General features: G+C 68.9%; 8 protein-coding genes. 3 read left to right on the plus strand and 5 right to left on the minus strand.

The genetic code is table 11. The features are described from left to right. Nucleotides 1-37: 37 nt before the first annotated feature. Both Q7514_RS22945 and Q7514_RS22950 read left to right on the plus strand, forming a co-directional pair. On the plus strand, nt 38-715 hold the full coding sequence (locus Q7514_RS22945) for a PaaI family thioesterase (protein WP_330135566.1): 678 nt from the start codon (nt 38-40) through the stop codon (nt 713-715). A 108-nt stretch (nt 716-823) separates the two neighbouring features. Continuing rightward, the gene (locus tag Q7514_RS22950; protein ID WP_330135567.1) at nt 824-1,171 is read left to right on the plus strand and encodes a hypothetical protein; all 348 of its coding nucleotides are present in this window, start codon (nt 824-826) and stop codon (nt 1,169-1,171) included. A gap of 169 nt (nt 1,172-1,340) precedes the next feature. Here Q7514_RS22950 and Q7514_RS22955 read toward each other — a convergent pair whose 3' ends face one another. The 3 genes from Q7514_RS22955 to Q7514_RS22965 form a co-directional block, all read right to left on the minus strand. Next, a complete protein-coding gene (locus Q7514_RS22955; RefSeq protein ID WP_330135568.1) occupies nt 1,341-2,537 on the minus strand; it encodes a MalY/PatB family protein in 1,197 nt (398 codons plus the stop codon). Nucleotides 2,538-2,921: 384 nt separating this feature from the next. Beyond that, nucleotides 2,922-3,587 carry a hypothetical protein gene (locus Q7514_RS22960; RefSeq protein ID WP_330135569.1) on the minus strand — a complete coding sequence of 222 codons (666 nt, stop codon included), beginning with the start codon at nt 3,585-3,587 and terminating at the stop codon, nt 2,922-2,924. Between the two features lie 171 nt (nt 3,588-3,758). Beyond that, a complete protein-coding gene (locus Q7514_RS22965) occupies nt 3,759-3,920 on the minus strand; it encodes a hypothetical protein (protein ID WP_330135570.1) in 162 nt (53 codons plus the stop codon). Between the two features lie 209 nt (nt 3,921-4,129). On the opposite strand from Q7514_RS22965, the gene Q7514_RS22970 reads away from it, so the two are divergent. Next, entirely contained in the window at nt 4,130-4,648 is a 519-nt protein-coding gene (locus tag Q7514_RS22970; protein WP_330135571.1) for an arsenate reductase/protein-tyrosine-phosphatase family protein, read from the plus strand. On the opposite strand, the gene Q7514_RS22975 is transcribed toward Q7514_RS22970, so the two are convergent. Together Q7514_RS22975 and Q7514_RS22980 are read right to left on the minus strand one after the other, a co-directional pair. Then, the gene (locus Q7514_RS22975; protein WP_330135572.1) at nt 4,619-6,397 is read right to left on the minus strand and encodes a polysaccharide biosynthesis tyrosine autokinase; all 1,779 of its coding nucleotides are present in this window, start codon (nt 6,395-6,397) and stop codon (nt 4,619-4,621) included. The two genes, Q7514_RS22970 and Q7514_RS22975, sit on opposite strands and share 30 nt — an antisense overlap. Further along, entirely contained in the window at nt 6,397-25,239 is an 18,843-nt protein-coding gene (locus Q7514_RS22980; protein WP_456239151.1) for an amino acid adenylation domain-containing protein, read from the minus strand. Before Q7514_RS22980 ends, Q7514_RS22975 begins: the two co-directional genes overlap by 1 nt. Nucleotides 25,240-25,429 lie beyond the last annotated feature (190 nt).

Below are 25,429 nucleotides of genomic sequence, written 5' to 3' on the forward strand. Positions count from 1 at the left end.
GAGAGATGATTTTGCGCGAAATTGGAGATACCCCACGATGATGGACTCGCTCGACACCTTCCGGCTGTACGTCAACGATGGGTTGTCGGACGAAGAAATCGCAGCTCAGGCAGCCCGCTACCAGCCGCTCGCCCAGGATCTGCGCGACCTCATCGTGCTGTCGATCCAATCTCGTGGCGGCGACGACGACATCCTCGCGGCCCGCAAGCACCTCTCCGACGCGAAGTCGATCCTCGAACGGGATCGGGAGACCGGTCCGTACGGTACGCGCTTCAACGATTCCGGCACCTTCCGGACATGGGGGAACGCCGCGATCGGGCTGCGCAATCCGATCGCACCGCCGCTCGACTTACAGTTCGAGGACGACGGTCGTGTGTGGGCCGACTTCCATCTCCACGCCGGCTACGAGGGCCCCGCCGGGTTCGCGCACGGCGGAGTCTCCGCCTTGGTGCTCGATCAACTCCTCGGCGACACGGCCCGCCACGCGGGAGCTCCGGGAATGACGGGCACGCTGACCGTGAAGTATCGGCAGCCCACCCCGCTCGGCGATCTGCGCTGCGAGGCGCTGCTCGATCGAATCGAGGGCGCGAAGGCGTTCGCGATGGGAACGATCTCCGGCCCCGACGGGGTGTGCGTGGAAGCCGAGGGTGTCTTCATCGCGCCGAAGTGGATGCGTGAGCAGCGCGAGCACACCGGAGTCCAGGGCGTTCAGTAACCCAGGGCGGTCAGTCAGTAACACAGAACACCAGCGCAGCTACGGCAAGCGCGGCGTCGTGCTGAGTACAGTGGTTCGGGTACCCAGCGCGAAGGATGGTGACCACACATGGAGAACGTCGAGTTCTACTCACTCGTCGCCATGTGTTCGCTCTTCGCGGCGTCCACGTGGTGCCTTGCCCGCCCGCACCTGCTGTCGAGCCTCGCCGCTGCCGTCGCGTCGTGCTTGTGGGTACTCCTCAACGGGCCGATCGAAGGTCGTGTCCTCTATGTGGTGACACCCGATCACGGGCTCACCGAATCGGATCTGCTGTCGGCTGTAGGACTATGCATCGCCGCGTGGGGCTACTGGTACAGCGTCCGGAGCAGGCGTCGTCGGCGTCGGCGGCACACGAACGCGCCCACCCACCGGCATCCCGACGACACTCGTGCAGTGCCTGTCCGCGTCGGCGATTAGGCCATGAACTTGCCTATGTCTCGGCGTTACATCACCATTCGGTATCGTTTCTGGACGAATCATCCAGGCTCACTTAGACTCGTCAACGGCCACTTCGCGTGGCCGTATCTCCCTGAAGTCCTCCCCGACACAGGAGATGCAGCGCAGAGCCCCGCTGGCTCCTCCCCCCTCAATTCGCCGGCGGGGCTTTCCTGCGCTCGCCTGTCGACAGTCCGGCGACCACACCGTCGAGGATCCTCCCGAGAAGCGCGTCCGACGTTGCGAAGTTGATCCGCACGTGGTTTCGGGAATCGTGCCCGAACCGTGCACCCCCTTCGACGAGGACCCCGCGCTCGCCTATGCGGGCCACGGGGTCGTCGATTCCGAGCGGACCGGCGTCGATCCACGACAGGTACGTTGCTTCGGGTACGTGGTGTCGTGCGGCGGGAACCTCGGCTCGCAGCACCTCATGAACGCGTCGTCGATTGCGCTCCAGCACCCGCAGCAGGTCGGTCTGCCAGGCGTCGCCGTCCTGCCAGGCGGCCAGGGTCGCGACCACTCCCGGCACCGACACCGTCCCGTACAGATCGAACGGCTCCCCGTCGCGTCGGGACAACAGACCGGATGGTCCGTAATGCACCACGGCGCAGCGCAGTCCGGCCAGATTGAATGCCTTGCTCGCCGACGTGATGGTCACCGTGCGTGCCGCGGCCTCACTGCCGAGCGATGCGAACGGAATGTGCCGGTGCGACTCGTAGGTCAACTCGGCGTGGATCTCGTCGCTGACGACGAGAATGTCGAATCGATCGGCGATGTCGGCGATGCGCTCGAGTTCGTCGCGGGTGTGCACGCGTCCGGTCGGGTTGTGCGGGTTCACCAGCACCAGGACGCGGGGACGAAACCGCGCCACCGACTGCTCGAAGGTATCGAAGTCGAGTTCCCAGCTGTGGCCGGTGTCGACGAACGGAAAGTCGATCTGCTGCAATCCCATTCGCCGCAGCGTGGAGAGGAACGGCGGGTAGTTGGGGGTCTGGATCGCGACGGCGTCGCCGCGGGTGGTGGCGAGATGCAGGATGATCTGCAATGCCTGAATGAGGTCGGTCTGCTCACGGACCGCATCCGGATCGGGTTCCCAGCCGTATCGCGCGGCCATGCGCCGGGAGAATTCTGCGCGCAGCGGTGTGCCGCGAAACCAGTCGGGGTATCCGAGGTCGCCGCTCTCGATCCGGTCGTGTAGCGCGCGCCGGATCTCCGGTGCCACAGGGAAGTCCATGTCGGCGACCCAGGACGGGATCAATCCCTCTGCTGTCGCTTGCGCCCACTTCGCTCCCGCGCGCGCCGACAGCGCATCTACATCGAGATCATCGAAACCGGGGACACCGGCCATCGAGCCTCCGAACACTTTCGCTGCGGACAGCCGCGCGCTACAGACAACGCGCGGCTGACTTCGCAGCACGCGGATGATGTCAGTTGCGTCGGTCTACTGCCAAATCGTCGCCCTGAACGTCTTCATCCATCCGTGCGAGGTGGGCTTTGATCCACTCTGTGCTCCCCGGTGCGGCGGAGCCGTCGAACGTCGAATCGGTAATGCAGGTGCTCAAGTCAATCCTCGTCGCACTCGACGCCGGCTTGCCCGGCGGACGCAGGTCACATCCACCCCTTGTGAGTGACCGTCGTCACTATAGCTCTGGAATCAGAGCTCTGCCAAACCGCCTCGTAGCGGCCCGGCGGCGCCCGCAGAAGAAGGCCCCGCCGGAGCTACGAGTTCACCTCACGGCTGTGAGGACTGGGGCGCGAGCAGGTCGCGAATGAAGTCGAGGAACCACTGGATCGGATCGATCGGCAGTTCTTCGAGTGGCGGCTCCGGCGTCGTCACCGGCTCGTCGGAGACGGGCCCCGCCTGTGCCGGAGCACCCTCGGCCGGCGCAGCGGGAGCGGACTCGGCTGGTGCACCCTCGGCAGGCGCGGCCTCGCCGCCACCGACGGTCACCGTGATGGGTTCCTTCGCGAACGGGCGACCCGATGCGTCGAAGATGTTGTCGTAGGTGGTGCCCGCGGCGTCCTGGCAACCCCAGTAGACGTCGTACGTGCCCGGCGTCAGTGCGCGAGCACCGGTCTGCGCGGGTGCGCCGTCCTTGACGTAGGTGGCCGACGAGGTCTCGGTGTTGTTCACCGAGAACTTGGTGCCGGCGGGCTGGTTGTCGATGCGGCCCGACGGGGTCGCGGTGTCGACGGTGCCCGGCTCGAGAACATAGGTGACACACGTGGCGCCGAGTTCGACGGAGTCCTGGGGCAGGTCGAAATCGACCGTGATCGAGGTGTCGTCCGCGGAAGCGGAGACGTTCGGGCCGGCAGCGGATGCAACACCCGGGACGGCGAACGCCAATGCAGCGGCACCGGCAGCAGTGAGGGCAGCTTTCTTCGCGACAGAATTCATAAATTTCCTCCCCGAAATTTTCTGGTGCGCCCGCGTCGTGAGCGGCACGCGAAACCCACCTCTGTCAGGCGCAGCTTCATCTGCACGTTATCGCAGGTAACGATCCGTGTCGCGACGAAAGGGCATTGCACGCCGGGAAGAACCGGAATGTCCCTTTATGAATGCGGTCGGTCAGTTCAGAAGGGGCGGCTGCGCGTGATCGCGTTGATCGCGCTGCAATTCGACGAGCTGTTCTTCTCGCTCCGCCACCCGCAGGAACGCCCCCACAGCGAACGCGATGGCGGCCGACACTGTCAGCCAGGCCATCAGTCCCACTGCGATCCACCACCACATGAGCACAGTGTGCGCGAAAACGAGAGGCCTGCCAAACACCCTTACCGGACGAAACGACAACACTCCAGTCACGAAACGGACACGTCCCGTCGCTCACCTGGAGTTTCTTTCACCGGCCGTGCAGACCGGGCGAAATACAACATGTTTGCAACGCCACATCGCGGTGTCCCACACCCGACATGTCAGGCAGCGTCCCCTACGATCGCCCAATGCGGATCTTCTTTGTGTGCACCGGAAACGTTTGCCGCTCGCCAACCGCTGAACGTCTGACCTCCGCATACGCGGCCGAGGCCGGCCGGACCGATCTCACCGCGCACAGCGGAGGTACCCGCGCAATGGTCGGGCACGGGATGGAGCCCACGGCAGCGCTGGTGCTGCAGCAGCTCGGTGGAGACCCTGAGGGGTTCACCGCGCAGCGCATCACACCGCAGCTCGCCGAGGATTCCGACATGGTCATCGCCATGAGCGAACGGCAGCGCAACAAGGTCGTCGAGGTGGCACCGCGCATGATGCGCGTGACGTTCACGTTGAAGGAAGCGGCCCGTCTCATGGAGGCGAGTGGCGCAACCACCGTCGCAGAATTGGCAGCGGCCCGGGCTCAGCACACTGCTGAGCCCGGGCCGGGAGACATCACCGATCCGATGGGCCAGGACGAGGAGACGTTCGTCGCGGTCGGTTCGGAGATTGCCGATCTGCTGCTACCCCTGCTGGCCCGAATCCGGGTCTGAGTCCCTGCCCGAATCCGGGCCTGAATCACCGACCGGGCGTCGCGGTGCTTGGATCACCGGCCGCGACGCCTGGTTCTCGGCTGCATGACCGTTGTGGGGTCCGTAGCCCTGCACGGCCGAGTACGCCTGTGACGGGTACTGCTCGTCGCTGTGGCGTGCCGGCGCCTGCGGGAACTCGGATACCTGCCACGAATCAGCCCCGTGGCCATTGCGGCGCGGGTAGTTGCCGCTGGTCGGGTACGCCTGCGTCTGCTCGGGCGGCGCATGGTGACCCGACTCGGAGTCCTGCTGACGCCGGGGAACCGGCGGACTCACGACCCGCTGGGCAACGGGAGTGGGCTGCGCAGCCACCGGTGCAGCAGGCGCGGCCTTGGAAGCACCGTCGGCCGGCTTGTCGGTCTCGTAGTAGTACCGGTACTCGTACGATCCGCCGCGCCCCTTCGACGGGGTCATGTTGAGGATCGTGCCCAGCACGGTCGCGTTGACCGAACGCAGATTGCCGACCGCGCGGGAGAGCTGTTCCTTGGTGGTCTTGCCGTAACGCGCGATGAGCAGGGCGCCGTCGGTGATGGTGCTGAGCACGGCTGCGTCGGTGACGGGCAGCAGCGGCGGCGCATCGATGATGACGTAATCGAACCGCGACCGCAGGTCTTCGAGCACATGGCGGGCGTGTTCGGAGCCCAGCAGCTCGGATGGGTTCGGCGGCAACGCGCCCGCGCCGAGCACCCACAGGCCGTCGTACTTGGTGGTCTGCATGACGTCGGCGATCGACGCCTGATTCGCGAGCACGGTCGACAGACCGGCGCCGCCCATCACACCGAGGTACTTCGACACACGCGGACGACGCAGGTCGCCCTCGACGAGCGCGACGGTATGCCCGGCCTCGGTGAGCACCAGCGCAATGTTGATCGCGGTGGTCGTCTTACCTTCGGTGGGCAGTGCACTGGTGACCACGATCGCGCGCGGCGGGTGGTCGACCTCGAGGAACTGCAGGTTGGTGCGCATTTCGCGGTAGGCCTCGGCGTCGCCGCTGTTGGCGTCGACGAACGAGATGGGCGGCGTTTCCTGTCGCGCCTTGTCCATCGGGATGACACCGACCACACCGGCTCCGGCGATCTCTTCGATTGCCTCGCGGTCCTTGACGGTGTTGTCGAGGCGATCGCGCAGCACCGCGAGGGCGATGCCGAGCAGCAGGCCGACGGCCAGACCGAGCGCGACGTTGCGCGTGGTCTTGGGCGTCACCGGTGCCGACGGGGTCGAGGCGTGGGTTTCCACCACTACGCGCGCCGTGGGAGGACCACCGTTCTCGGGGGTCTCGAGTTCGCGGACCATGACGACGAACTCGTCGGACATCGCGTTGGCGATGTCGCGTGCACGCTCGGGCGACGGGTCGGTCACGGCCATGTCGATCAGGACAGTGTCGGGTGCCGACGCCGCGGTGACCTTCGAGGCCAGTTCGTTGGGTGTCACGTCGGTGAATCCGAGCGTGTCTATGGTGCGCTCGGCGAGGTTCGTGCCCGTCAGCAGCTTGGTGTACGACGCGACACGCTGCTGCGAGAACAGGTTGCCCTGGTAGATCTCCTGCACTGATCCGCCCGACGACGTCGACACGAACATCCGCGTCTTCGCTTCGTACTGCGGCGTGGTGAGCAGTGACGCACCGAGCGCGGCGAGAACGGCGACCACCGTCGTGACCGCGACGATCTTCCACCTCGCCTGCAGAATTCGCAGGTAATCGTGTACTTCCATCAGGGCGTCTCCCTCGTTGCGGTTACTGCGCACCCAACGGGCACGGTAGGACAGTCGTCGCGGTCCGCCAGTGCACCGGCAAGAACCGGACCGAACGAACGCAGAGCATCCGCGCCGGTCAACTCCGAGTGCGTGTACGGCACCGGGTGTTCGACGACGAGACCGTGCACATACCGCTGCCAGGTGGCAGCGAGATCCGGGTGCCGGTCGAGATCTGGGGTGGCGACGAACAGATCGATGTCGCCCTCGTAGGTACGTGGTGTGTGCCGTAGCGCGGCCGCTTCGATGGCATCTGCTGCTGCGCCCGTGCGGCGGAGGACGTCGCCCACGAGTTCGTCGGGCAGCGCTGCGATATCGGGTGCTGTGATATCGACATGGGGGCTCTCGACGTCGGGTTCCGGCTCAGAGGTTTCTCCGAGCGGGAGAGTTTCCGGGGTCAGGGTGTCGAGCAGTGCAAGCACCCCCACCTGGTCGCCGCTCTCCCGTAGCTGCACAGCCATTTCGTGAGCGATGGTGCCGCCGACCGACCATCCGAGCAGGTGATAGGGACCATCGGGCCGAATATTACGGATGGCGTCGATATACCGCGCGGCGAATTCGGGAATGCTGTGGGGCATGTCACCCGATCCGGTGGCCTGCACGCCGTAGAGCGACCGGCCGCCCAGGTGATCGGCGAGACCGCGGTAGGTCCACGAGAGCCCGCTGATGGGGTGGACACAGAACAGCGGCGGGCCGGCGTCGCCGGCCGCGAGTTCGACGACCGTCCCGAGCGGGTCGGGTGTGTCGCCGCCGTGCTCGATGTGATGCGCGAGCTCGTCGACTGTCGTTGCGGTGAAGAGCCATTCGAGTGGAATGTCCCGATCGAGTTCGGCGCGCAGATCGCTCGCCACCGCGACAGCGGTGATGGAACTCCCGCCGAGATCGAAGAAGCCGCGATCGGCCGAGACGCTCTCGACCGGTACGTCGAGGTGCCTGGCGAAGACCGCGGCGACGGTCTGCGCGATCGGTCCCTGCGGCGGAACGAACTCGGCTGCGGCCGGGACAGGTGCCGGCAGCGCTGCGCGGTCGATCTTGCCCGACGACGTGAAGGGCATGGCGTCGACGACGGTGATGCTCGCGGGCCGCAGGTGGCGCGGGAGGTGGGCAGCGACGCGTCGTCGCAGGCTTTCGACCGTCGCCGTGCCCTGAACGTAGGAGGCGAGGACGGTGTCGCCGGCCGAACCGGAGATGGGGACGGTGACGGCAGCGCCGACCTGCGGGTCGGAGAGGAGCACGGCGTCGACCTCGGCGGGTTCGACGCGGATACCGTGGATCTGCACCTGCTCGTCGGCGCGGCCCACGTGGTCGAGTTCTCCGTGTGCATCGATCCGCACCAGGTCGCCCGTGCGATACAGCCGATCGCCAGGTGCACCGAATGGATCGGCCACGAATCGTGTTGCGGTATCGCCGCTTCGGTTGCGGTACCCGCGGGCGAGGCCGCTGCCGCTCACGTACAGCTCCCCCACCGCGCCGACGGGCACCGGGTGCAGCCGCGCGTCCAGGACGTGGGCGGTCGCACCCGCAACCGGGACTCCGATGCCCGGCTTCGCGTCACCGCGCAGGGGTCCACCCACAGACACGCCGACGGTCAGTTCGGTGGGGCCGTATCCGTTGAACACGCGGTGCGCACTCCACTTGCCGACAAGCGCAGCAGGAAGCGATTCACCCGCGGCGACGACGGTCATCGGCGCCACCTCCGGCGACAGGGTCGCCAGCACGGTCGGCGTGAGATTGGCGTGGGTGATGCGCTCGTCGACGATCAGCTGCTGCAGCGGCTCTCCCGCGAAGGTGTGTTCGGGCGCGATCACCAGTGTGCCGCCGTGCGCGTGCGCGGTGAGCAGTTCGAACACCGCGGCGTCGAAGGTGTGCGACGCCGCCTGCAGCACCCGCGCGCCGGGCGCGGCACCGAGACGTTCGCGCTGCAGGTCGACGAGGGCGGTGAGTCCGCGGTGCGTCACCTCGACGCCCTTCGGGGTGCCCGTCGTGCCGGATGTGTAGATCAGGTAGGCAGTGTCGTCGACGCGCACGGTGTCGTCGACGCGCACGGCCGGTGCTGCAGGCACAAGCACGTCGTCGCGGTCGGCGGTGAGGTCGAGCCAGGCGACGTTGCCGGGGCCGTGCTCACCGACGGTGAGTCCGAAGACGGCGCCGGAGTCGCGCAGGATCGCGTCGATGCGCGCGGCGGGCTGCGCCGGATCCACCGACACCCACGCGGCGCCGCTCTTGGCGACGGCCCACACCGCGAGCGGCCAATGCTGATCGCGCGGCGACGAAATCGCGACGACGGACCCGGGGCCCACACCGCGTCGGGCGAGGTCGGCGGCGATCTCGTCGGCGCGGGCGGAGAGCCCGGAGTACGTCCACGCGACGCGTCCCGCCTGCACGGCGATCGCACCGGGATGCTCTGCAACGGCGCCCTCGAGCAGCTCCACCAGGGTGCGGGGCGGGGCAGCGGGCGTCGACAGCGGTGCGGGCGCGGGGACCGCGAGGTCGCCGACGGGGAGTTCCGGACGGTCCACGGCATCACCGAGCAGCGACACGTAGTCCTCGAGCAGCGACTCCGCGGTGGCGGTGTCGAAGAGGTCGACGGCGTGCACGAGACGCAGGTCGATGCCCTTGCGGTCGATATCACTGTGGTCGCCCCGTTCGACGATCTCGAGCACGAGATCGAACTGTGCGGGCGGTGCGCCGGCGTCGGCCTCGGTGATCTGCAGTCCGGGCAGGTGCGGCAGCATCTCGCCGGCCACCGCGCGGTGGGTGAGCAACACCTGGAACAGCGGATGGTAGGCCTGCTCTCGCGTCGGCGCGACCTTCGCGACCACCTCTTCGAACGGCACATCGGCGTGCGCGAACGCGCCGAGGTCGGCAGCGCGGATGTCGCGCAGCAACGCGTCGAACGGGCGGGCGGGGTCGATGACGGTGCGCAGCGGCACGGTGCCTACGAACATGCCGACGAGGCGCTCGAGTTGCGGGTCGCCGCGACCGGCCACGGCGGTGCCGACGGTGATGTCGTCGCGGCCGCTGCGACGTGCGAGCAGCGCGACGAGCACAGCGTGGGCCAGCATGAACACAGTCACGTCGTGGTTGCGTGCGGCTTCGCGGAGCCGATGGTGGAGGTCTGTGTCGAGGTGGACGACGGTCTGCTCGCCGCGGTGCGTCGGGCGCGCGGGTCGCGGCCGGTCGGTGGGCAGCGGCAGCGGACTGTCGGGTGCGCCAACCAAGATCGTCGCCCAGTAGTCGAGCTGGCGCGCGGCGAGCGACGTCGGGTCGGTGGGGTCGCCGAGGAGGTCGCGCTGCCAGCGCGCGTAGTCGCTGTAGGTGACGGGCAGCTCCGCGAACTGCGGTGCGTCACCGGAAAGTCGGGCGGTGTAGGCACGCGACAGGTCGTGGAGCAATGGGCCGGCGGAGCCGCCGTCGAACGCCATGTGGTGCACGGCGGCGGCGAGGATCCACTTGCCGGGTTCGACGTCGAGCAGCCGGATCCGGAGCGGCGCCTCGGTGACGAGGTCGAACGGGGTAGCCACGGTCTCGGCGATCGCCGCGTCGACATCGGTACGCGAGAGATGTTCGAGTACAGGCGGATCGAGAAGTACCTGACCGGCGTCGGTGTGTGCGGTGCGCAGGATCCGATGGCGATCGATCACGTCGCCCACCGCCGCAGCCAACGCATCCACATCGAGTTCACCGGTGAGTGAGAGGACGACCGGCACGACATACGCCGCGGTGTCGGGGTCGACGCGGTTCAGCAGCCACAGGCGTCGCTGCGCGGGCGCGAGCGGCGCAGGTTCGTCGGTGTCACAGTGCCTCAGCGGTATCCGGGCGTCTTCATCACCTATGCGTTGGGCCAGCGCCGCGAGTGTCGGTGCGTGCAGCACCGACCGCACCGGCACATCCACCTCGAAGGCGTCAGTGAGGCGCGCGGCGAACACGACGGCCGACAGCGAGTCGCCGCCCGCCGCGAAGAACCCGCGGTGCGCGGACGGCCGCGCGCCGAGGACGTGTTCGGCGACGGTGACCACGAGGTCTTCGGCGTCGGTGAGTGGACGATCGTCGACCACCACGTCGTCGAACGGCTGCGCGGCATCGAATGCTTCGAGCGCCGAGACGTCGAGTTTGCCGTTGGGGGTGAGCGGCAGTGCGTCCACCACGCGCACGCGACCGGGCATGCGCTGCGGTGGCACCACCAGCGACAGCGACGCCTGCACGTTCTGCGCGGTCAGCTCACGGCCCACGACGAACGCCACGAGCGATCCGCTGAGCGCGAGGACCGCGGCATGCCGCACGTCGGGTTGCGCGAGCAGCGACGCCTCGAGTTCGCCGGGTTCGATGCGCACGCCACGCACCTTGAGCTGACGGTCGGTTCGGCCCCGGTACGCGAGTGCCTCCCCGGCTCGGTGCACGAGATCGCCCGTGCGGTACACACGGGTGCCGTCGGCCGCCGCGACGAAACGCTCGGCGGTGAGCGCGGGCTCGTCGAGGTATCCGGCAGCCAATCCTTCACCGGCGAGGTAGAGCTCGCCGACCGCGCCGTCGGGCACCGGACGCAGGCGGGCGTCGAGGACGTGGGCGACGGTGCCCGGCACCGGGCTTCCGATACCGGCCGGGGTGTCGCCGGTGATCTCGACGAGGGTCGAGACGATCGTCGCCTCGCTGGGTCCGTAGGCGTCGAGCATCGTGCGGCCGGCGGCCCACCGTGCGGCCAGCGCAGGCGAGAGCGATTCGCCACCCGACGCGACCACGCGCAGATCCGGCAACCCGTCGGGGTCGAGGGTGCCGAGCACGGTGGGCGTCGACAGGTAGTGGGTGATGTGCTCGTCGACGAGCAGGTGGTGCAGGTCCGCCCCCGCATACACATCGGGAGGCGCGACCACCAGCGTCGCCCCGGTCGTGTGCGCGAGCAGCAGTTCGAGCAGCGCCGCGTCGAAGGCGGGCGAATAGCCTTGCAGTACACGGCCTCCGGGGCCCACTCGGTAACGACGCCCCACCTCCGCGGCGAGCGGCGCGAGTCCGCGGTGCGTGACGGCGACACGCTTGGGAGTGCCGGTGGAACCGGACGTGGCGACGACGTAGGCGACGTCGGGCGGGCACTGCACCTCCACACCGGTGGAGTCGATGCCGGCAGACGACGTGAACGCCGCACCCGTCTTCGTGACGGCCCACAGCATGCGGATGTAGTCGACGCTGCGGGGCAGATCGATGGGCACGACCCGGCCCGGTGCCGCTCCGGACGAGCGCAGTTCGTCTCCGAGGGCGTCGGACTGTTCGTCGAGTTCACGGTAGGTGAGCGAGACACCGTCGCCGCGCAGCGCTTCACGGTCGGGATGCGCCGCGGCGGTGGCGCGCAGCAGTTCCGGCAGGGTGCGTGTCTTCGCGGGGATGCCACCGACGAGAGGCTCGGCGACCGGCGCGAACTCCACCTCTCCCACCGCGGCGTCGGGTGCGGCGGTGAGGGCGTCGAGGATCGTCACGAACCGTTCGGTCAGCCGCGCGGCGCTGGGTTCGGCGAAGCGGGACGCGTCGAACAACAACGTCCCCGCGTAGCCGCCGGACGAAACGCCCAGCGAGAACTGCAGATCGAACTTCGGTGTGTCGTCGACGCTTTCCTGTGCCTCGAGCATCAGCTCGCCCACCTGGAGCGGCTCCACGCCGAAGTCCTGCAACGCCAGCGCCACCTGTGGGGTGCCGTGGATGTCGGCGACGACCTGTTCGAACGGAACCGAAGCGTGGTCGAACGCTGCGACGTCGAAGTCGCGCACCTGGGTGAGCAGACCGGCGAACGGCATGTCGGATTCGACGCGTGCCCGCAGCACGAGGGTCTCGAGGAACGGGCCGACGAGATCTTCGAGCTGCGCCCAGTGGCGTCCACCCGTGACGGCGGCGACGGCGATGTCGTCGTGCGCACCGAGGCGGGCGAGCAGCACCGACAGCGCGGCGTGCAGCACCATGAATTCGGTGGCGCCGTGCTCACGCGCGAGTGCGGTGACACGGTCCCGCACAGCAGCCGGAACATCGAAGTCGATACGGCAAGCCATCCCATTCGAATTGGTATTGTAGATGGGTAGATCAAAAAAAATGAGCCCATCGAGTGCGCGCTTCCAGTGCGCCACATCGGCTTCCAACACCCCGCGCTCCTGCTCCCACAGTGCGTAGTCGGCGTACTGCAGCGGCAACGGCTGCCACCCCGGGGCCTCCCCCGCGACACGTGCGAGATAGGCGACGGTGAGGTCGCGCAGCAGCGGGCGCAGCGAGGCGCCGTCGGCGATGGAGTGGTCGACGTCGAGGTGCAGCACGTGCAGGTTCTCGGCGACAGGTTCGAGCCGGCTCGACCACCGTCCGCGGCCGGTCACCACCTGGTGCACCCCGTCGTCGTCGACGGCATAGTCGGTTCGCAGGATCTCGTGGCGCTGCGTCACGTCGTCGAGCGCTTCTTCGAGAGCCGGCACGTCGAGCGGGCCGCGCAGCTGCACGGTGCTGTGCAGCCGATACGCCTCGGGCGCCAGGGCGCCCAGACCCCACAGGCGACGCTGCGCGCGGCTGAGCGGAATGCGCTCGGGTCGCGGCGATACCGCGACCGGCCCGTCCTCACGCTCGGACCCACCGGCGTCGATCACCGCGGCGAGCGCGGCGACGGTCGGGTGGGCGAACAGCGTCCGCAGCGACACGCTCACGCCGGTCTCGTCGCGCAGACGCCCGACGAGCACGGTTGCGAGCAGCGAGTTACCGCCGATGGCAAAGAAGTCGTCGTCGCGGCCTACCGTGCCATTTCCCACCCCCTCGCGGCCCACCGTGTCCCGCGCGAGCAGGTCGCCGAGGATCCTCGCCACCGCCATCTCGGTGGGGGTCACCGGTTCGGACGACCTCGACGTCGGCAGCGCCGGTAGCGCCGCCACGTCGATCTTGCCGTGTGCGGTGAGCGGGATCGTGCCGAGCGGCACGATCGCCGTGGGCACCAGATGCGCGGGCAGCACGCCGTGCAGGTCGCGGCGGACCTCGTCGACGTCCACCTCGGCGGGTGTCACATACGACGCGAGAATGCCGTTGCGCAGCAGCGTGACAGAACGATCGATAGTGCTCAGCGCCGACAGTGCCGCGTCGATCTCGCCGGGTTCGATGCGCACACCGCGCAGCTTGAACTGGCTGTCGCTGCGGCCGTGGAATTCGAGGGTGCCGTCGCGGCGCCACCGCACGAGGTCGCCGGTGCGATAGCGGCGTGCGCCGTCGGGTGCGGCGATGAAGCGTTCGGCGGTGCGCGACGGGGCGCCGCGGTAGCAGGTGGCGAGGCGTCCACCGCCCACGTACAGTTCGCCGATCACGCCGACGGGCACGGGCTGCAACCGATCGTCGAGCACCAGCACCGACGACGCGCGCACGGGCGTGCCGATCACGAGGTCGTCGCCCGGATGCAGCGGCTGCGAGTTGGTGACGAACATGGTGGTTTCGGCGGGGCCGTAGCTGTTGATCAGGGTGCGCCCCGGCGACCAGCGGTCGACGAGCGCGGACGTGAGCCGGTCGCCGCCCAGCATGAGCACCCGCAGGTGCGGCAGGTCGCGGGGCGGCACGGTCGCGAGGGTGGACGGCGTCATCACCGCGTGGGTGATGGCGTCGCGTTCGAGGAGGTCGGCGAGGGCGGCGCCGCCGTAGCTGTCGGCGTCGGCCACGATCAGCGTGGCGCCGGTGATCCCGGCGGTGAGGATCTCGAGTACCGCCGCGTCGAAGCTGGGTGCGGCCACATGCAGCACACGGTCGCCGGGCGCGGCGGCGAGATCCTGGGAGATGTCGTCGGCGAATGCGCTGACACCGCGCTGGGTGATGGTGACACCCTTGGGGTCACCGGACGTGCCGGAGGTGAACACGTAGTACGCGGGCGAATCGGGTGCCGGGTCGAATACCGGAGTTGGATCGAAGTCGGTGCCGTTGTCGACGGGCACCCACGTCACCGCGCCGGGCAGGGCGTCGTCCTCGCCCACACCGACGGTGACGCCGTCGAGCATCGCGGCGAGACGCGCGGTGGGCTGGGCGGGGTCGACGAGCATCGGGGCGGCCCCGGCGCGGACGATGCCCCACACCGCGAGGACCGACTCCAGCGACCGCGGCAAGGCACACGCCACCGCATCGCCGGGGCGCACACCGGCGTCCTGCAGGCGCGCGGCGAGATCGTCGGCGTAGAAGACGAGTTCGGGGTACGTCAGTTCGCGGTCACCGTCGCGCACGGCCAGGTTGTCGCCGCCGAAGTCGGCGCCGGCGGCGAGGCGCTGCCGCAGCGACCGGGTCGACGCGGCGAAACGGCCCTCCACGACGGGGTTCTGCCCGGCGATGAGGTCGATGTCGCCGAGGCGGATCTGCGGATCGGTGACCGCAGCGCGCAGGATCGCGGAGTACCGGCCTGCGGCAGCGGCGATGGTCGCCTCGTCGTACAGGTCTGTGCTGTAGAAGAATTCGAGATCGAGTCCGGTCCCGTTCGGGGTGGCGGTGACCTGCAGATCGAGCTGCGTGTAGTGGGTGTCGACGGGCAGCACCGAGACATCCACGCCGGGCAGTGCGGCGGTACCTACTGTGTCAGCGGTGTCGACCGCGTCGATGGTGGGCCGGTTCAGTGACAGCGACACCTGGAACAGCGGGTGACGCGCCGCGCTGCGCACGGGGTTGAGGTGTTCGACGAGCGTCTCGAACGGCGCATCCGGGTGCATGTAGGCGGCGACGTCACGGACGCGCACCTGCTCGAGAAACTCGGTGAACGTCGCATCGGGGTTCACGTCGGTGCGCAGCACGTGCGTGCCGACGAACATGCCGACGAGGTCGTCGAGTTGCGGTTCGCCGCGACCGGAGACGACGGTGCCGATGGGGATGTCTCGGCCGGCACCGTGTCGCTGCAGCAGGGTCGCAAGCGCGGCGTGCAGCACCATGAACAGCGTTGCGTGTCCGGTGCGGGCGAGGTCGTGCAGGCCGTCGACGAGTTCGGCGCCGAGAGACACGACGTGCGCGGCGCCGCGTCCGGTGGGCTCCGACGGGCGCGGCCGGTCGCCCGGCAGCGTAGTTTCCTCCGGCAGGTCGGCGAGGGCATCGAGCCAGAACGGGAGCTGGTCGTCGGCCATCGCGCGTTGGCGTCGTGCGTAGTCGCTGTACTGCACGGGCAGCGGCGACCACGCCGGCGATGTGCCTGCGTGTCGGGCTTCGTAGGCGACGGCGACGTCGCGCAGCAGCGGGGTGAGCGACCACCCGTCGGCGGCGATGTGGTGCAGCACCACCACGAGCATGTGCCGCTCGGGTGCCGTCCGGTAGAGGCGGGTGCGTAGCGGGCGGTCGACGGTGAGATCGAACCCGGTAGAGGCGAATTCGGTGACGAACTCGTCGAGCGCGCCGTCGGGGACGGCGATCGGGTCGAGGACGACGGGTTCGGCAGGCAGCAGCACCTGCTCGGTTGCCGTGGGATACACGGTGCGCAGCGTGTGGTGCCGCTCGGCGAGATCGCTCAGGGCGGCGGCGAGGGCGTCGACGTCGAGGTCGCCGTCGAGCTGCACCGCGAACGGAAGGTTGTATCCGGGCGAGGCCGGGTCGAAGCGGTTGACGAACCACAACCGCTGCTGCGCGGCGGACATCGGAGCTGGACCGTCCTCTGCCACCAGTTGCGGACGCGAGCGTCCGGCTCCGGTGCGCTCCGAGATGATCGCGGCGAGCCCGGTGACGGTGCGCGCGTCGAAGATGTCGCGGACGGTGACGTCCACATCGGTGATGTCGGTGAGACGCCCGGCGAGGCGGGTGGCGAGCAGCGAGTTGCCGCCGAGGTGGAAGAAGTCGTCGGTCGCAGAGAATCGTGTTGCACCGTGCTCGGCATCGACGCCGAGCAGACCGGCGACGACCTCGGCGACGAGTTCTTCGACGGGCCCGTGCGGCGCCGCTCCCCCGGCGCTCGTGATCTCGGGAGCCGGCAGGGCGTCGCGGTCGAGCTTGCCGTTCGCGGTGCGCGGCAATTCGTCCAGCGACACGGCGGCCGCGGGCACGAGGTAGTCGGGCAGGGTGCGGCGCAGTTCGTTCAGCGCGGCGGTGCTGTCGCCGCCCACGAGGTAGGCGACGAGCCGGTCGTCGCGCAGCAGCACCGCGGCCTGGGTGACGCCGTCGCATGCGAGGAGGGCCGCTTCGATCTCGCCGGGTTCGATGCGGTAGCCGCGCAGTTCGATCTGGTGGTCGGCGCGGCCCAGATAACGCAATCCGCCGGAACGGTCGCGGCGGGCGAGATCACCGGTGCGGTAGCGGCGGGCACCGCCGGGTACGGCGACGAACCGGACTGCCGTGAGGCCGGGCCGGTCGCGGTAGCCGCGGGCCAGCTGGTCTCCGGTGACGTACATTTCGCCGATCGCGCCGGGGAGCGCCGGCCGCAGCGACACGTCGAGGACCTCGACGCCCATTCCCGGGATCGGGGTGCCGATGCCGGTGGCGGTGGCTTCGCCGGCGGTGACGTGCACCGTGGTCTCGGTGATGCCGAACATGTTGACCACGTGCGCGTGCGGGTGCCGCCGCGCCCACGGCGCCACGCGCGTCGGGTCGAGCGCTTCGCCGCCGAAGACGACGAGCCGCAGGTCGGGCAGTTGCGCGTCGAGTTCTGCGAGCTGGTGGAAGGCGCGCGGTGTCTGGTTCAGCACCGTGACGTGCTCGCGGCCGAGGAGTTCGGCGAATGCTGCGGGGTCGCGGACGGTGTGGTGATCGATCACGACGAGGCGCGCGCCAGTGGTGAGTGCGCCCCACATCTCCCACACCGAGAAGTCGAAGGCCGGCGAGTGGAACAGCGTCCACACATCGCCGGGCACGCAGCCGAGGCCGAACGTGGTGGCGGCGAGCAGCGTCGCGAGGTTGCGGTGGGTGACGAGCACACCCTTCGGGGTGCCCGTGGAACCCGACGTGTAGATCAGGTAGGCGCCGCTGTCGGTGGGGATCGGCGTGTCGAAGTCGGCGCCGTCCTCGATGCGGGCGGCGATCTGGGGGTCGTCGATGTGCAGAGCGGGTACGGAGGAGTCGAATCCGCTGTGGGCGAGCACAATCGACGGCGATGCGTCGGCGAACAACGCCTGTAGGCGCGCCGGTGGATGGGTGACGTCGACCGGCAGGTACGTCGCCCCCGCGCGTGCGACGGCGAGGAGCGTGATGACGAGATCGAGCGAGCGCGGCAACGCCACGGCCACCACGTCGTCGGTGCCGATCCCCCGCTCGTGCAGCAGCGCGGCCAGTCCGCCTGAGCGCGACCACAGCCGGCCGTAGGTCAAGAACTCCCCGCCTGCAGACAGTGCGACGGCCTCGGCGTCGTCGGCGACGCGGGCCGCGAGGAGGTCGATGGGCGAGGTGGCCACCGGGGGGAGCGTGACGCCGACGGGGGTGTGGTCGGCGCCACGCAGTGGGATACCGCCGACGGGCAGAGCCGGGTCTGCGGTAACCGAGTCGAGAATACCCACAAGCCACTCACGCCACTCCACCACGGTGGCTGTGTCGAACATTTCTGCAGGAAAGCGGAAGGTTCCGGTGAGGCCCGCCGGGGTACCCGCGTCGGTGCGGTGATCGCGGATGCCGAGTTCGAGGTCCACACGCGCAGCTCCGGACGGCAGCTCACGCACCGTCGTGCCGGGTACCGCGAAGGTGTCGATGCCGAAGCTCTCGTAGGCGAGGATCACCTGGAACACCGGGTGGTGTCCGCCACTGCTCGCGCCCACCGCGTCGACGATGCGGTCGAAGGGAACGTCGGCGTGAGCGAACGCGTCGAGATCCGCGCGGCGCGCCTCGGCGAGCAGGGCGGTGAAGCTGTCCCGCGGCCGCACCGCCAGCCGCAGCGGGACGGTGCCGACGAACATGCCCACCATGTCGTCGAGCGCGGCCTGGGTGCGGCCGGAGACGGGGGTGCCGATGACGATGTCGTCGGTGGCGGCAAGCGAATGCAGCAGCGTCGCGAACGCAGCGTGTATCACCATGAACGGGGTGACATCGTTGGCGCGGGCGAGTTTGTCGATCGCGGCATGCAATTCGGCGGGCACCGTGAACCCGACCTGCCCGGCCGTGCCGGAGGTGATGTTGCTGCGCGGGTGATCGGCGGGCAGCTCGAGCAGCGGCGGCGCGCCGGAGAGCGCCTGCTTCCAATGCGCGAGCTGCGTCGCGGCGAGGCTGCCGAGATCGGTCTCGTCGCCGAGAACAGCTGCATGCCACCGCGCGTAGTCGCGGTAGGTGACCGTCGAGCCGGCGAGGTCGGGGGTCTCGCCGGCTCGACGATCAGCATATGCGGTCGCGGCGTCGCGACCGAGTGGGAGCAGCGACAGACCGTCGGCTGCGATGTGGTGGAGCACCACAGCGAGCGTGAACCCGTCGGTGGTGCGGTAGAGCGCGGCGCGGACCGGCGCGTCCACCGTGAGATCGTAACGTGCACGAGCGAACTCGGCCATCCGATCGTCGAGGTCTGTGGGTGCCTCGACCGGCTCGAGGTCGAGTTCCACGGTGTCGAGCAGGCGCTGACGCGGGCCGTCGCCGCTGTCGGGGTAGGTGGTGCGCAGCGTCTCGTGCCGGGTGATGACGTCCGAGAAAGCACCGCGCAGGGCGTCGAGGTCGGTGTCGGACGGCAGATCCACGGCGAAGGCGATGTGGTCGCCGCCGTCCGTGCCGGCGGCGACGTCGAACCGGTTGACGAGCCACATGCGTTGCTGCGCGGGGGCAAGTGGTGTGTCGGTGGTGCCTTCGCTGTGAACGAGCGGAATGCCGGCAACCGCGTCGGAGGATCCGACCACACGTGCGAGGTCGGCGACGGTGGGGTTCTCGAACACGTCGCGGACACCCACGCGACGACCGGCGACCGCACCGAGGCGGGCAGCGAGGGTGGTGGCGAGCAGCGAGTTACCGCCGATCGCGAAGAAGTCGTCGTCGCCCGAAACAACCGACACGCCCAGCACATCGGCGACGATCCCGGCGACGAGTTCCTCGGTGACGCTCCGGAACCCATGGTCGGTGATGGAGCCACCCGCGGGGTCGGGCAGTGCGGCGCGGTCGATCTTGCCGGTGCTGGTGAGCGGCATCGCGTCGAGCACGGTGACGGTGGCGGGCACCATGTGCCGGGGCAGGCGCGAGGCGAGCCAGTCGCGGATCTCGCGTCCGTCGAGCTCGGTGCCGGGACTGTGCACGTAGGCGGCGAGCGCACTGTCTCGGACCAGCGTCACGGCGGTGCGCACATCCGGATGATCGTGCAGGACGGTGTCGATCTCGCCGAGTTCGATTCGGAACCCGCGGATCTTGACCTGATGGTCGGCGCGGCCCACGAATTCGAGGGCGTAGTCGCGGGTCCAGCGCACGAGGTCGCCCGTGCGGTACATGCGTCCGCCCCCGAAAGGATCGGCGACGAAACGCTCGGCGGTGAGGGCGGGTGCGTCGAGGTAGCCGCGGGCCACGCCCTGCCCCATGAGGTAGAGCTCGCCGATCACGCCGTCGGGCACGCGTTGCAGTCGATGATCGAGCACCGCGACGGTGACACCGACGAGCCCGGTGCCGATGGTGAGCTTCTCGCCCGGATGCAGCGGTGTGCTGGAGGTGGCGATCACCGTGGTTTCGGTGGGCCCGTACACATTCAGCATGGTTCGGCCCGGCGACCACCGGGCCGCGGTCTCGGCAGGCCACATCTCGCCGCCCACCGCGAGGACTTCGAGATGGTCGAGTCCCGACGGGTCCAGCTGAGTGGGCACCGACGGCGTGGTGAACCAGTGCGTGATGCGTTCGCGACGGAGCAGCTCGAGCAGTTCGTCGCCGCCCAACAGCTCGGGCGGTGCCACCACGAGGGTCCCGCCCGCGGTCAGGGCCATCACCTGTTCGAGGACGGCGCCGTCGAAAGCGGGGTTCGCGAAGTGCAGGACGCGGGCGTCGTCGTGGAGTGCGAAACGGTCGATGAACGACTGTGCGAGCGGCCCGAGTCCGCGGTGCGCGACCGCCACGCCCTTCGGTTTACCCGTCGACCCGGAGGTGTAGACGAGGTAGGCCAGGTTGTCGAGATGCACCGGACGCGTGCGGTCGGCGTCGGTGATCTCACGTGTGTCGCCGTCGAGAGTGAACGGCACGATCTCCACACCGGACGGCACGGGCACGTCGGGCCCTGCGATGGCGTAGGCGACGCCGGAGTCGGTGAGCAGCGCGTTGATACGAGCGGCGGGCTGGCCGGGGTCGACGGGCACGAACGCCGCGCCGGTGAGTGTCACGGCGGCAGCCGCGATCACCGACGACGACCCGCGCGGCAACATCACCGCGACACGGTCTTCGGCTCCCACTCCGCTGTCGAGCAGCGACCACGCCAGCGGCCGGGCGGCGGTCGCGATATGAAGCGGCTCGCCACCGGGCTCGACGACCCGCGCACCGGATCGTTCGATGATCTCGGCGAAGGTGGCTTCGGGTCCGGGTTCGGCGACCGTCACCGGGACGGCGCCGAGATCGACGTCGCTCACGGGCGTGGTGGGGTGCTGCGCAACATGCTCGAGGACCACGCCCAGTCGCTGCGACCACGACGTGATGGTGGTGTGGTCGAACAGTGTCGTGTCGTAGACGAGCCGGCCCGTCAGCGATCCGTCGCGCATGGCGCGGATCGAGATCTCGAGGTCGAACCGTGCTCGGGCCGAGCCGATTTCCTGCGGCCGCACCGTGAGGCCCGGAAGTTCGAGGTCGGGCACATCGACGTTGTCGTAGGCGAGCATCACGCTGAACGGGCCGAACCCGAGCGCATCGACAACCTGCTCGAACGGCACGGTGGCGTGCGCGAACGCGTCGAGGTCGGTGTCGCGGGCGGCTGTGAGCAGCGAGGTGAAGGGCGCTGCGGGGTCGACGTCGAGGCGCAGCGCGACGGTGCCGACGACCATGCCGACGAGGGCGTCGAGGTCGGGGTGGTCGCGGCCGGCGGTGCCCGTGCCGATCGCGATGTCGCGGCCGGAGGTCCACGCCGACAACCACACCGAGACCGCGGCGTGCACGGCCATGAACACCGTGGCGTCGTGGGCGGCGGCGATCGAGCGCAGTGCGTCGACCTGGTCGGCGGGCACCGTGAACTCCACTGCCGAGGCCGGGCCGAATCCACCGCCCCGGGGACGATCGGTGGGCAGCGGCGCTGCGGCGTCGAGACCGTCGAGGGCGGTGTTCCAATAGGCGAGTTCGCGGCCGGCGGGGCTCGCGGGATCGGCGGCATCGCCGAGCCGGTCGCGGTGCCAGCGGGCGTAGTCGCGGTACTGCAGCGGCAGCGGCTTCCACGCGGGTGCCTTGTCCTCGACGCGCGCGGCGTACGCAGTGGCGACGTCGGTGGTGAGCGGCACGAACGACGCGCCGTCGAGTGCGATGTGGTGGGCGACCACCACGAGCACGTGCTTATCGTCGGCCACGCGAAACAGGCGGACGCGGAACGGGGTATCGGCGGTGAGATCGAACGGTGCCGCCGTCCACTCCCTGATCACCGCGTCGACAGCGTCCTCATCGATGTCCTCGAGGTCGAGCGTCGCCGCAGCATCGTCGATGTCGAGTACCTGCTGCACCGGCCCGTCGCGCGTCGTCGGGAAGACGGTGCGGAGGATGTCGTGGCGGCCGAGCACATCGGTGAGCGCGGCCTGCAGCGCCAGCACGTCGAGTTCGCCGTCGAGGTGCAGGGCGAACGGCAGGTGGTAGGCGGCGGGGTCTCCGTGCGCGCGGGCGAGCAGTAGCAATCGCTGCTGAGCGGGCGCCAGCGGAGCCGGTCCCGTTTCGGCCAGCGCAACCGGCGCCGACGCTGCGAGCGGGCGCGCTTCGGCTGCGGCGGCGAGGCGAGCGACGGTGGGGTGCTCGAACACATCGCGGAGCTGCACGTCGCGGCCGAGTGCGGCGCCGAGGCGTGCGGCGAGCTGCGCAGCGCCGAGCGAGTGCCCGCCGAGCTCGAAGAAATCGGCGTCGCCGCCCACGTCGCCAGTGCCGGTGAGGTCGGCGAACAGGTCGGCGACAAGCGTTTCGGTGGGCCCGTTCAGCGGCGTCGACCCGGCGGACACCACCGCGGGGGCGGGCAACTCGCGGTGGTCGATCTTGCCGCCCGGAGTGAGCGGCAGGGCGTCGAGCACGGTGATCGACGTGGGCCGCAGGTAGCCGGGAAGCTGTTCGGCGAGGTGGATGGTGAGGTCTGCGACGAAGGTGCCGTCTCCGACGGCGGGCGTATCGACGTCCCCCACCACGTACGCGGCGAGGTGCTCGCCGCGCACCACGACGGTGGCCGCGCGCACGGCGCCGAACGAGGTGAGCGCCGTTTCGATCTCGCCGAGTTCGATGCGGCGGCCGCGGATCTTCACCTGCTGATCGGCGCGGCCCAGGAATACGAGCTGCCCGCCCGAATGCCAACGCACCACGTCGCCTGTGCGGTACATCCGCCCACCGAACGGAGATGCGACGAAACGTTCGGCGGTGAGTGCGGGTGCGCCGAGGTAGCCTCGGGCCACGGCGTCTCCCCCGAGGTACAGCTCGCCGGACACTCCGACGGGCACGGGGTGCAGGCGGGAGTCGAGGACCACGGCGGTCATGCCGTCGATGGGTCGCCCGATGGGGACGCCGGCGCCGGGTTCGAGTGGCGCGCTCAGCGTTGCGAGGACGGTGGTTTCCGTCGGCCCGTAGGCGTTGAGCATGGTGCGACCCGGCGACCAGCGGTCGGCGACAGCCTGCGGCAACGATTCCCCGCCGGCGTCGAGCATCGTCAGATCGGGCAGTCCGTGTTCGGGGGTGACGGCGAGGACGGCGGGCGCGGTGATGGCGTGGGTGACGCGCTCGGTGCGCAGCAGTGTCGCGAGGGCTGGGCCGCCGACGGCGTCGGGCGGGCACAGGACGACGGTGGCACCGGCATCGAATGCGAGCAGCAGTTCCTGCAGTGAGGCGTCGAAGCTGGGTGCGGCGAGATGCAGCACGCGCGAGCTCGCGTCGGCGTTGTAGCGGTCGCGCAGTGTGGTCACCAGCGCGGCGATGCCACGGTGCCCGACGGCAACTGCCTTCGGCGTGCCGGTGGAGCCGGAGGTGTGGATCACCCACGCCGGGTTGTCGAGGTGCAAAGGGCGCAGCCGATGCTCGGCGGTGAACTTCTCCGACGCTTTGCTATCGGAGACGGGCACGACGCGGGTGAGGTGCTCGGGCAGTTCCGGATGTTCGCCCGCGACGGCCACCTGCACGTCGACGAGGAGTTCGGCGAGGCGGAGCGCGGGAAGTTCGGGGTCGATCGGGGTGTAGGCGGCGCCGGTCTTCGCCACTGCCCACAACGCAATCACCGAGTCGATCGAGCGCGGCAGCAGCACCGCCACGCGATCTTCGGGGCCGGCGCCGGCAGCGACGAGGCGATGAGCGAGTTCGTCGGAGCGGGCGTCGAGTTCGCGGTAGGTGAGCGAGTGATCGCGGTCGCGCACGGCCACGCGGTACGTCTGTGCGTGTGCGGCCAGTAGGTCGGGCAGCAACGCCGGGGCCGGTGCCTTGTTGCCGCGCGCCGGGGTGAAGCCGTCGAGTTCGTCTGCGGTGGCGAACGGCAGGTCGCCCACAGGGGCCGACGGATCGCTGACGAAGTGCAGGAGGAAATCGAGGAACCTGCGATGCAGGAAATCGAGGTATTCCTGCGTGTACAAATTGGGGTTGGCTTCGAAATCGACGCGGAGGGTCTTACCCGGGATTCCCGCATACACGTTCATCGACAGGTCGTCGACGGGACCGGTGGACTGCACGTGGTAGTCGGCCGGCACATCGCCGTAGACGATCGGCTGATGGAAATTCATGACGTTGACGACGGGCCCGAAGGCGTTGCGCGTCTCGGTGTGTTCGCGGCCGAGTGCGCGGAGGTCGGCGAGCATGTCGGCATACGGATACCGCTGATGACGCAGCGCGCCGTTGAGCTCCACCTGAACGCTACGAATCAGGTCGGTTCCCGACTCCGACAGTTCGAGCCGCACCCGCAGCGGCACCACATTCGATACCGCACCACCGGACCTGCGCAGTGCAGCTGTGGTCCGAGCCGAGACCGGAAGCGACAGAACTACATCGTCGGTGCTTCTGGTGCGAGCAAGGAAGGCAGCGAATGCGCTCAGGACGATCGGGACGTCCGTGGCATTCAGCTCTTGCGCCCGGGCGGTGATCGCGTCCGACAGTGCGATCGAGACTGCAGTCGCCGACCTGCGCGCGGGCATCGTCGGAGGAGCAACCTCGCCGATCAGTGAGAGCGGCTCGGGCAGATCCGCCAAGCGCTGCGCCCAGTGCTCGCGGTCTCCCTCCTGCCGCTTCGATCCGACGTATGCCGCCTCGAACTCGATGATCTTCTCGATCGGCAAAGACTTGACCGGCGGCGTCTCTTCACCCGCGATCCACGCCGAATACAGCTCGGCGGCGCGGCTCAGCTGGACCATCCCACCGTGGCCGTCGAGTGCAATGTGGTGGACGTAGCTCGACAGGAAATAACGCTCGTCGTCGATATGCAACAACACGCTCGCGATGAGCCGATCGCGGAACATATCCATCCGAGTCGAGAAGCGCTCGGTCATCAACCGATGCGCAGCCGCCTCCGGATCATCGAACTCGCGCAAATCGACATATGGGACATCATCGGCATACTCGACATCGACGAATTGTTCGGGAACACCGTCACCTTCAACGAGGAAAAGGAATCCCGACTCCACATCGCGGGCAGCCTGCACCATCGCCTTGGCCACAAGTCCGTGATCGAGACTGCCCCGAAACTCCAAATACTGGGCAGTAATAAAAGGCACGTCCGGATTCAATACCTGGGCGTACCACAGCCCCCGCTGGCTTGGGGACAGCGGAAGTATTTGCACCACGCTCCCTCGCCTCACCCGACAAAACACAAACCTGAGGCGCGATAGCCAGTTGTCATCCGCCCCGACAGATCGCCTTCGATGCCTCCCAACACCGTTGCGACGATCAACGCGACAAAGTGTATCGAGGGTTGTGGCACCTCACCACTTGAACGGACGGCCAACTCGATGTCGGTTATCGTTCCGGCGG

Source organism: Rhodococcus artemisiae (genome assembly GCF_036327795.1).
Taxonomy (GTDB): domain Bacteria; phylum Actinomycetota; class Actinomycetes; order Mycobacteriales; family Mycobacteriaceae; genus Rhodococcus; species Rhodococcus artemisiae.

What these genes read in the sequence shown, in the direction of transcription:
- Q7514_RS22945 (WP_330135566.1), top strand. Translation starts at nt 38, where the DNA reads ATGATGGACTCGCTCGACACCTTCCGGCTGTACGTCAACGATGGGTTG.
- Q7514_RS22950 (WP_330135567.1), top strand. Translation starts at nt 824, where the DNA reads ATGGAGAACGTCGAGTTCTACTCACTCGTCGCCATGTGTTCGCTCTTC.
- Q7514_RS22955 (WP_330135568.1), bottom strand. Translation starts at nt 2,537, where the DNA reads ATGGCCGGTGTCCCCGGTTTCGATGATCTCGATGTAGATGCGCTGTCG.
- Q7514_RS22960 (WP_330135569.1), bottom strand. Translation starts at nt 3,587, where the DNA reads ATGAATTCTGTCGCGAAGAAAGCTGCCCTCACTGCTGCCGGTGCCGCT.
- Q7514_RS22965 (WP_330135570.1), bottom strand. Translation starts at nt 3,920, where the DNA reads ATGTGGTGGTGGATCGCAGTGGGACTGATGGCCTGGCTGACAGTGTCG.
- Q7514_RS22970 (WP_330135571.1), top strand. Translation starts at nt 4,130, where the DNA reads ATGCGGATCTTCTTTGTGTGCACCGGAAACGTTTGCCGCTCGCCAACC.
- Q7514_RS22975 (WP_330135572.1), bottom strand. Translation starts at nt 6,397, where the DNA reads ATGGAAGTACACGATTACCTGCGAATTCTGCAGGCGAGGTGGAAGATC.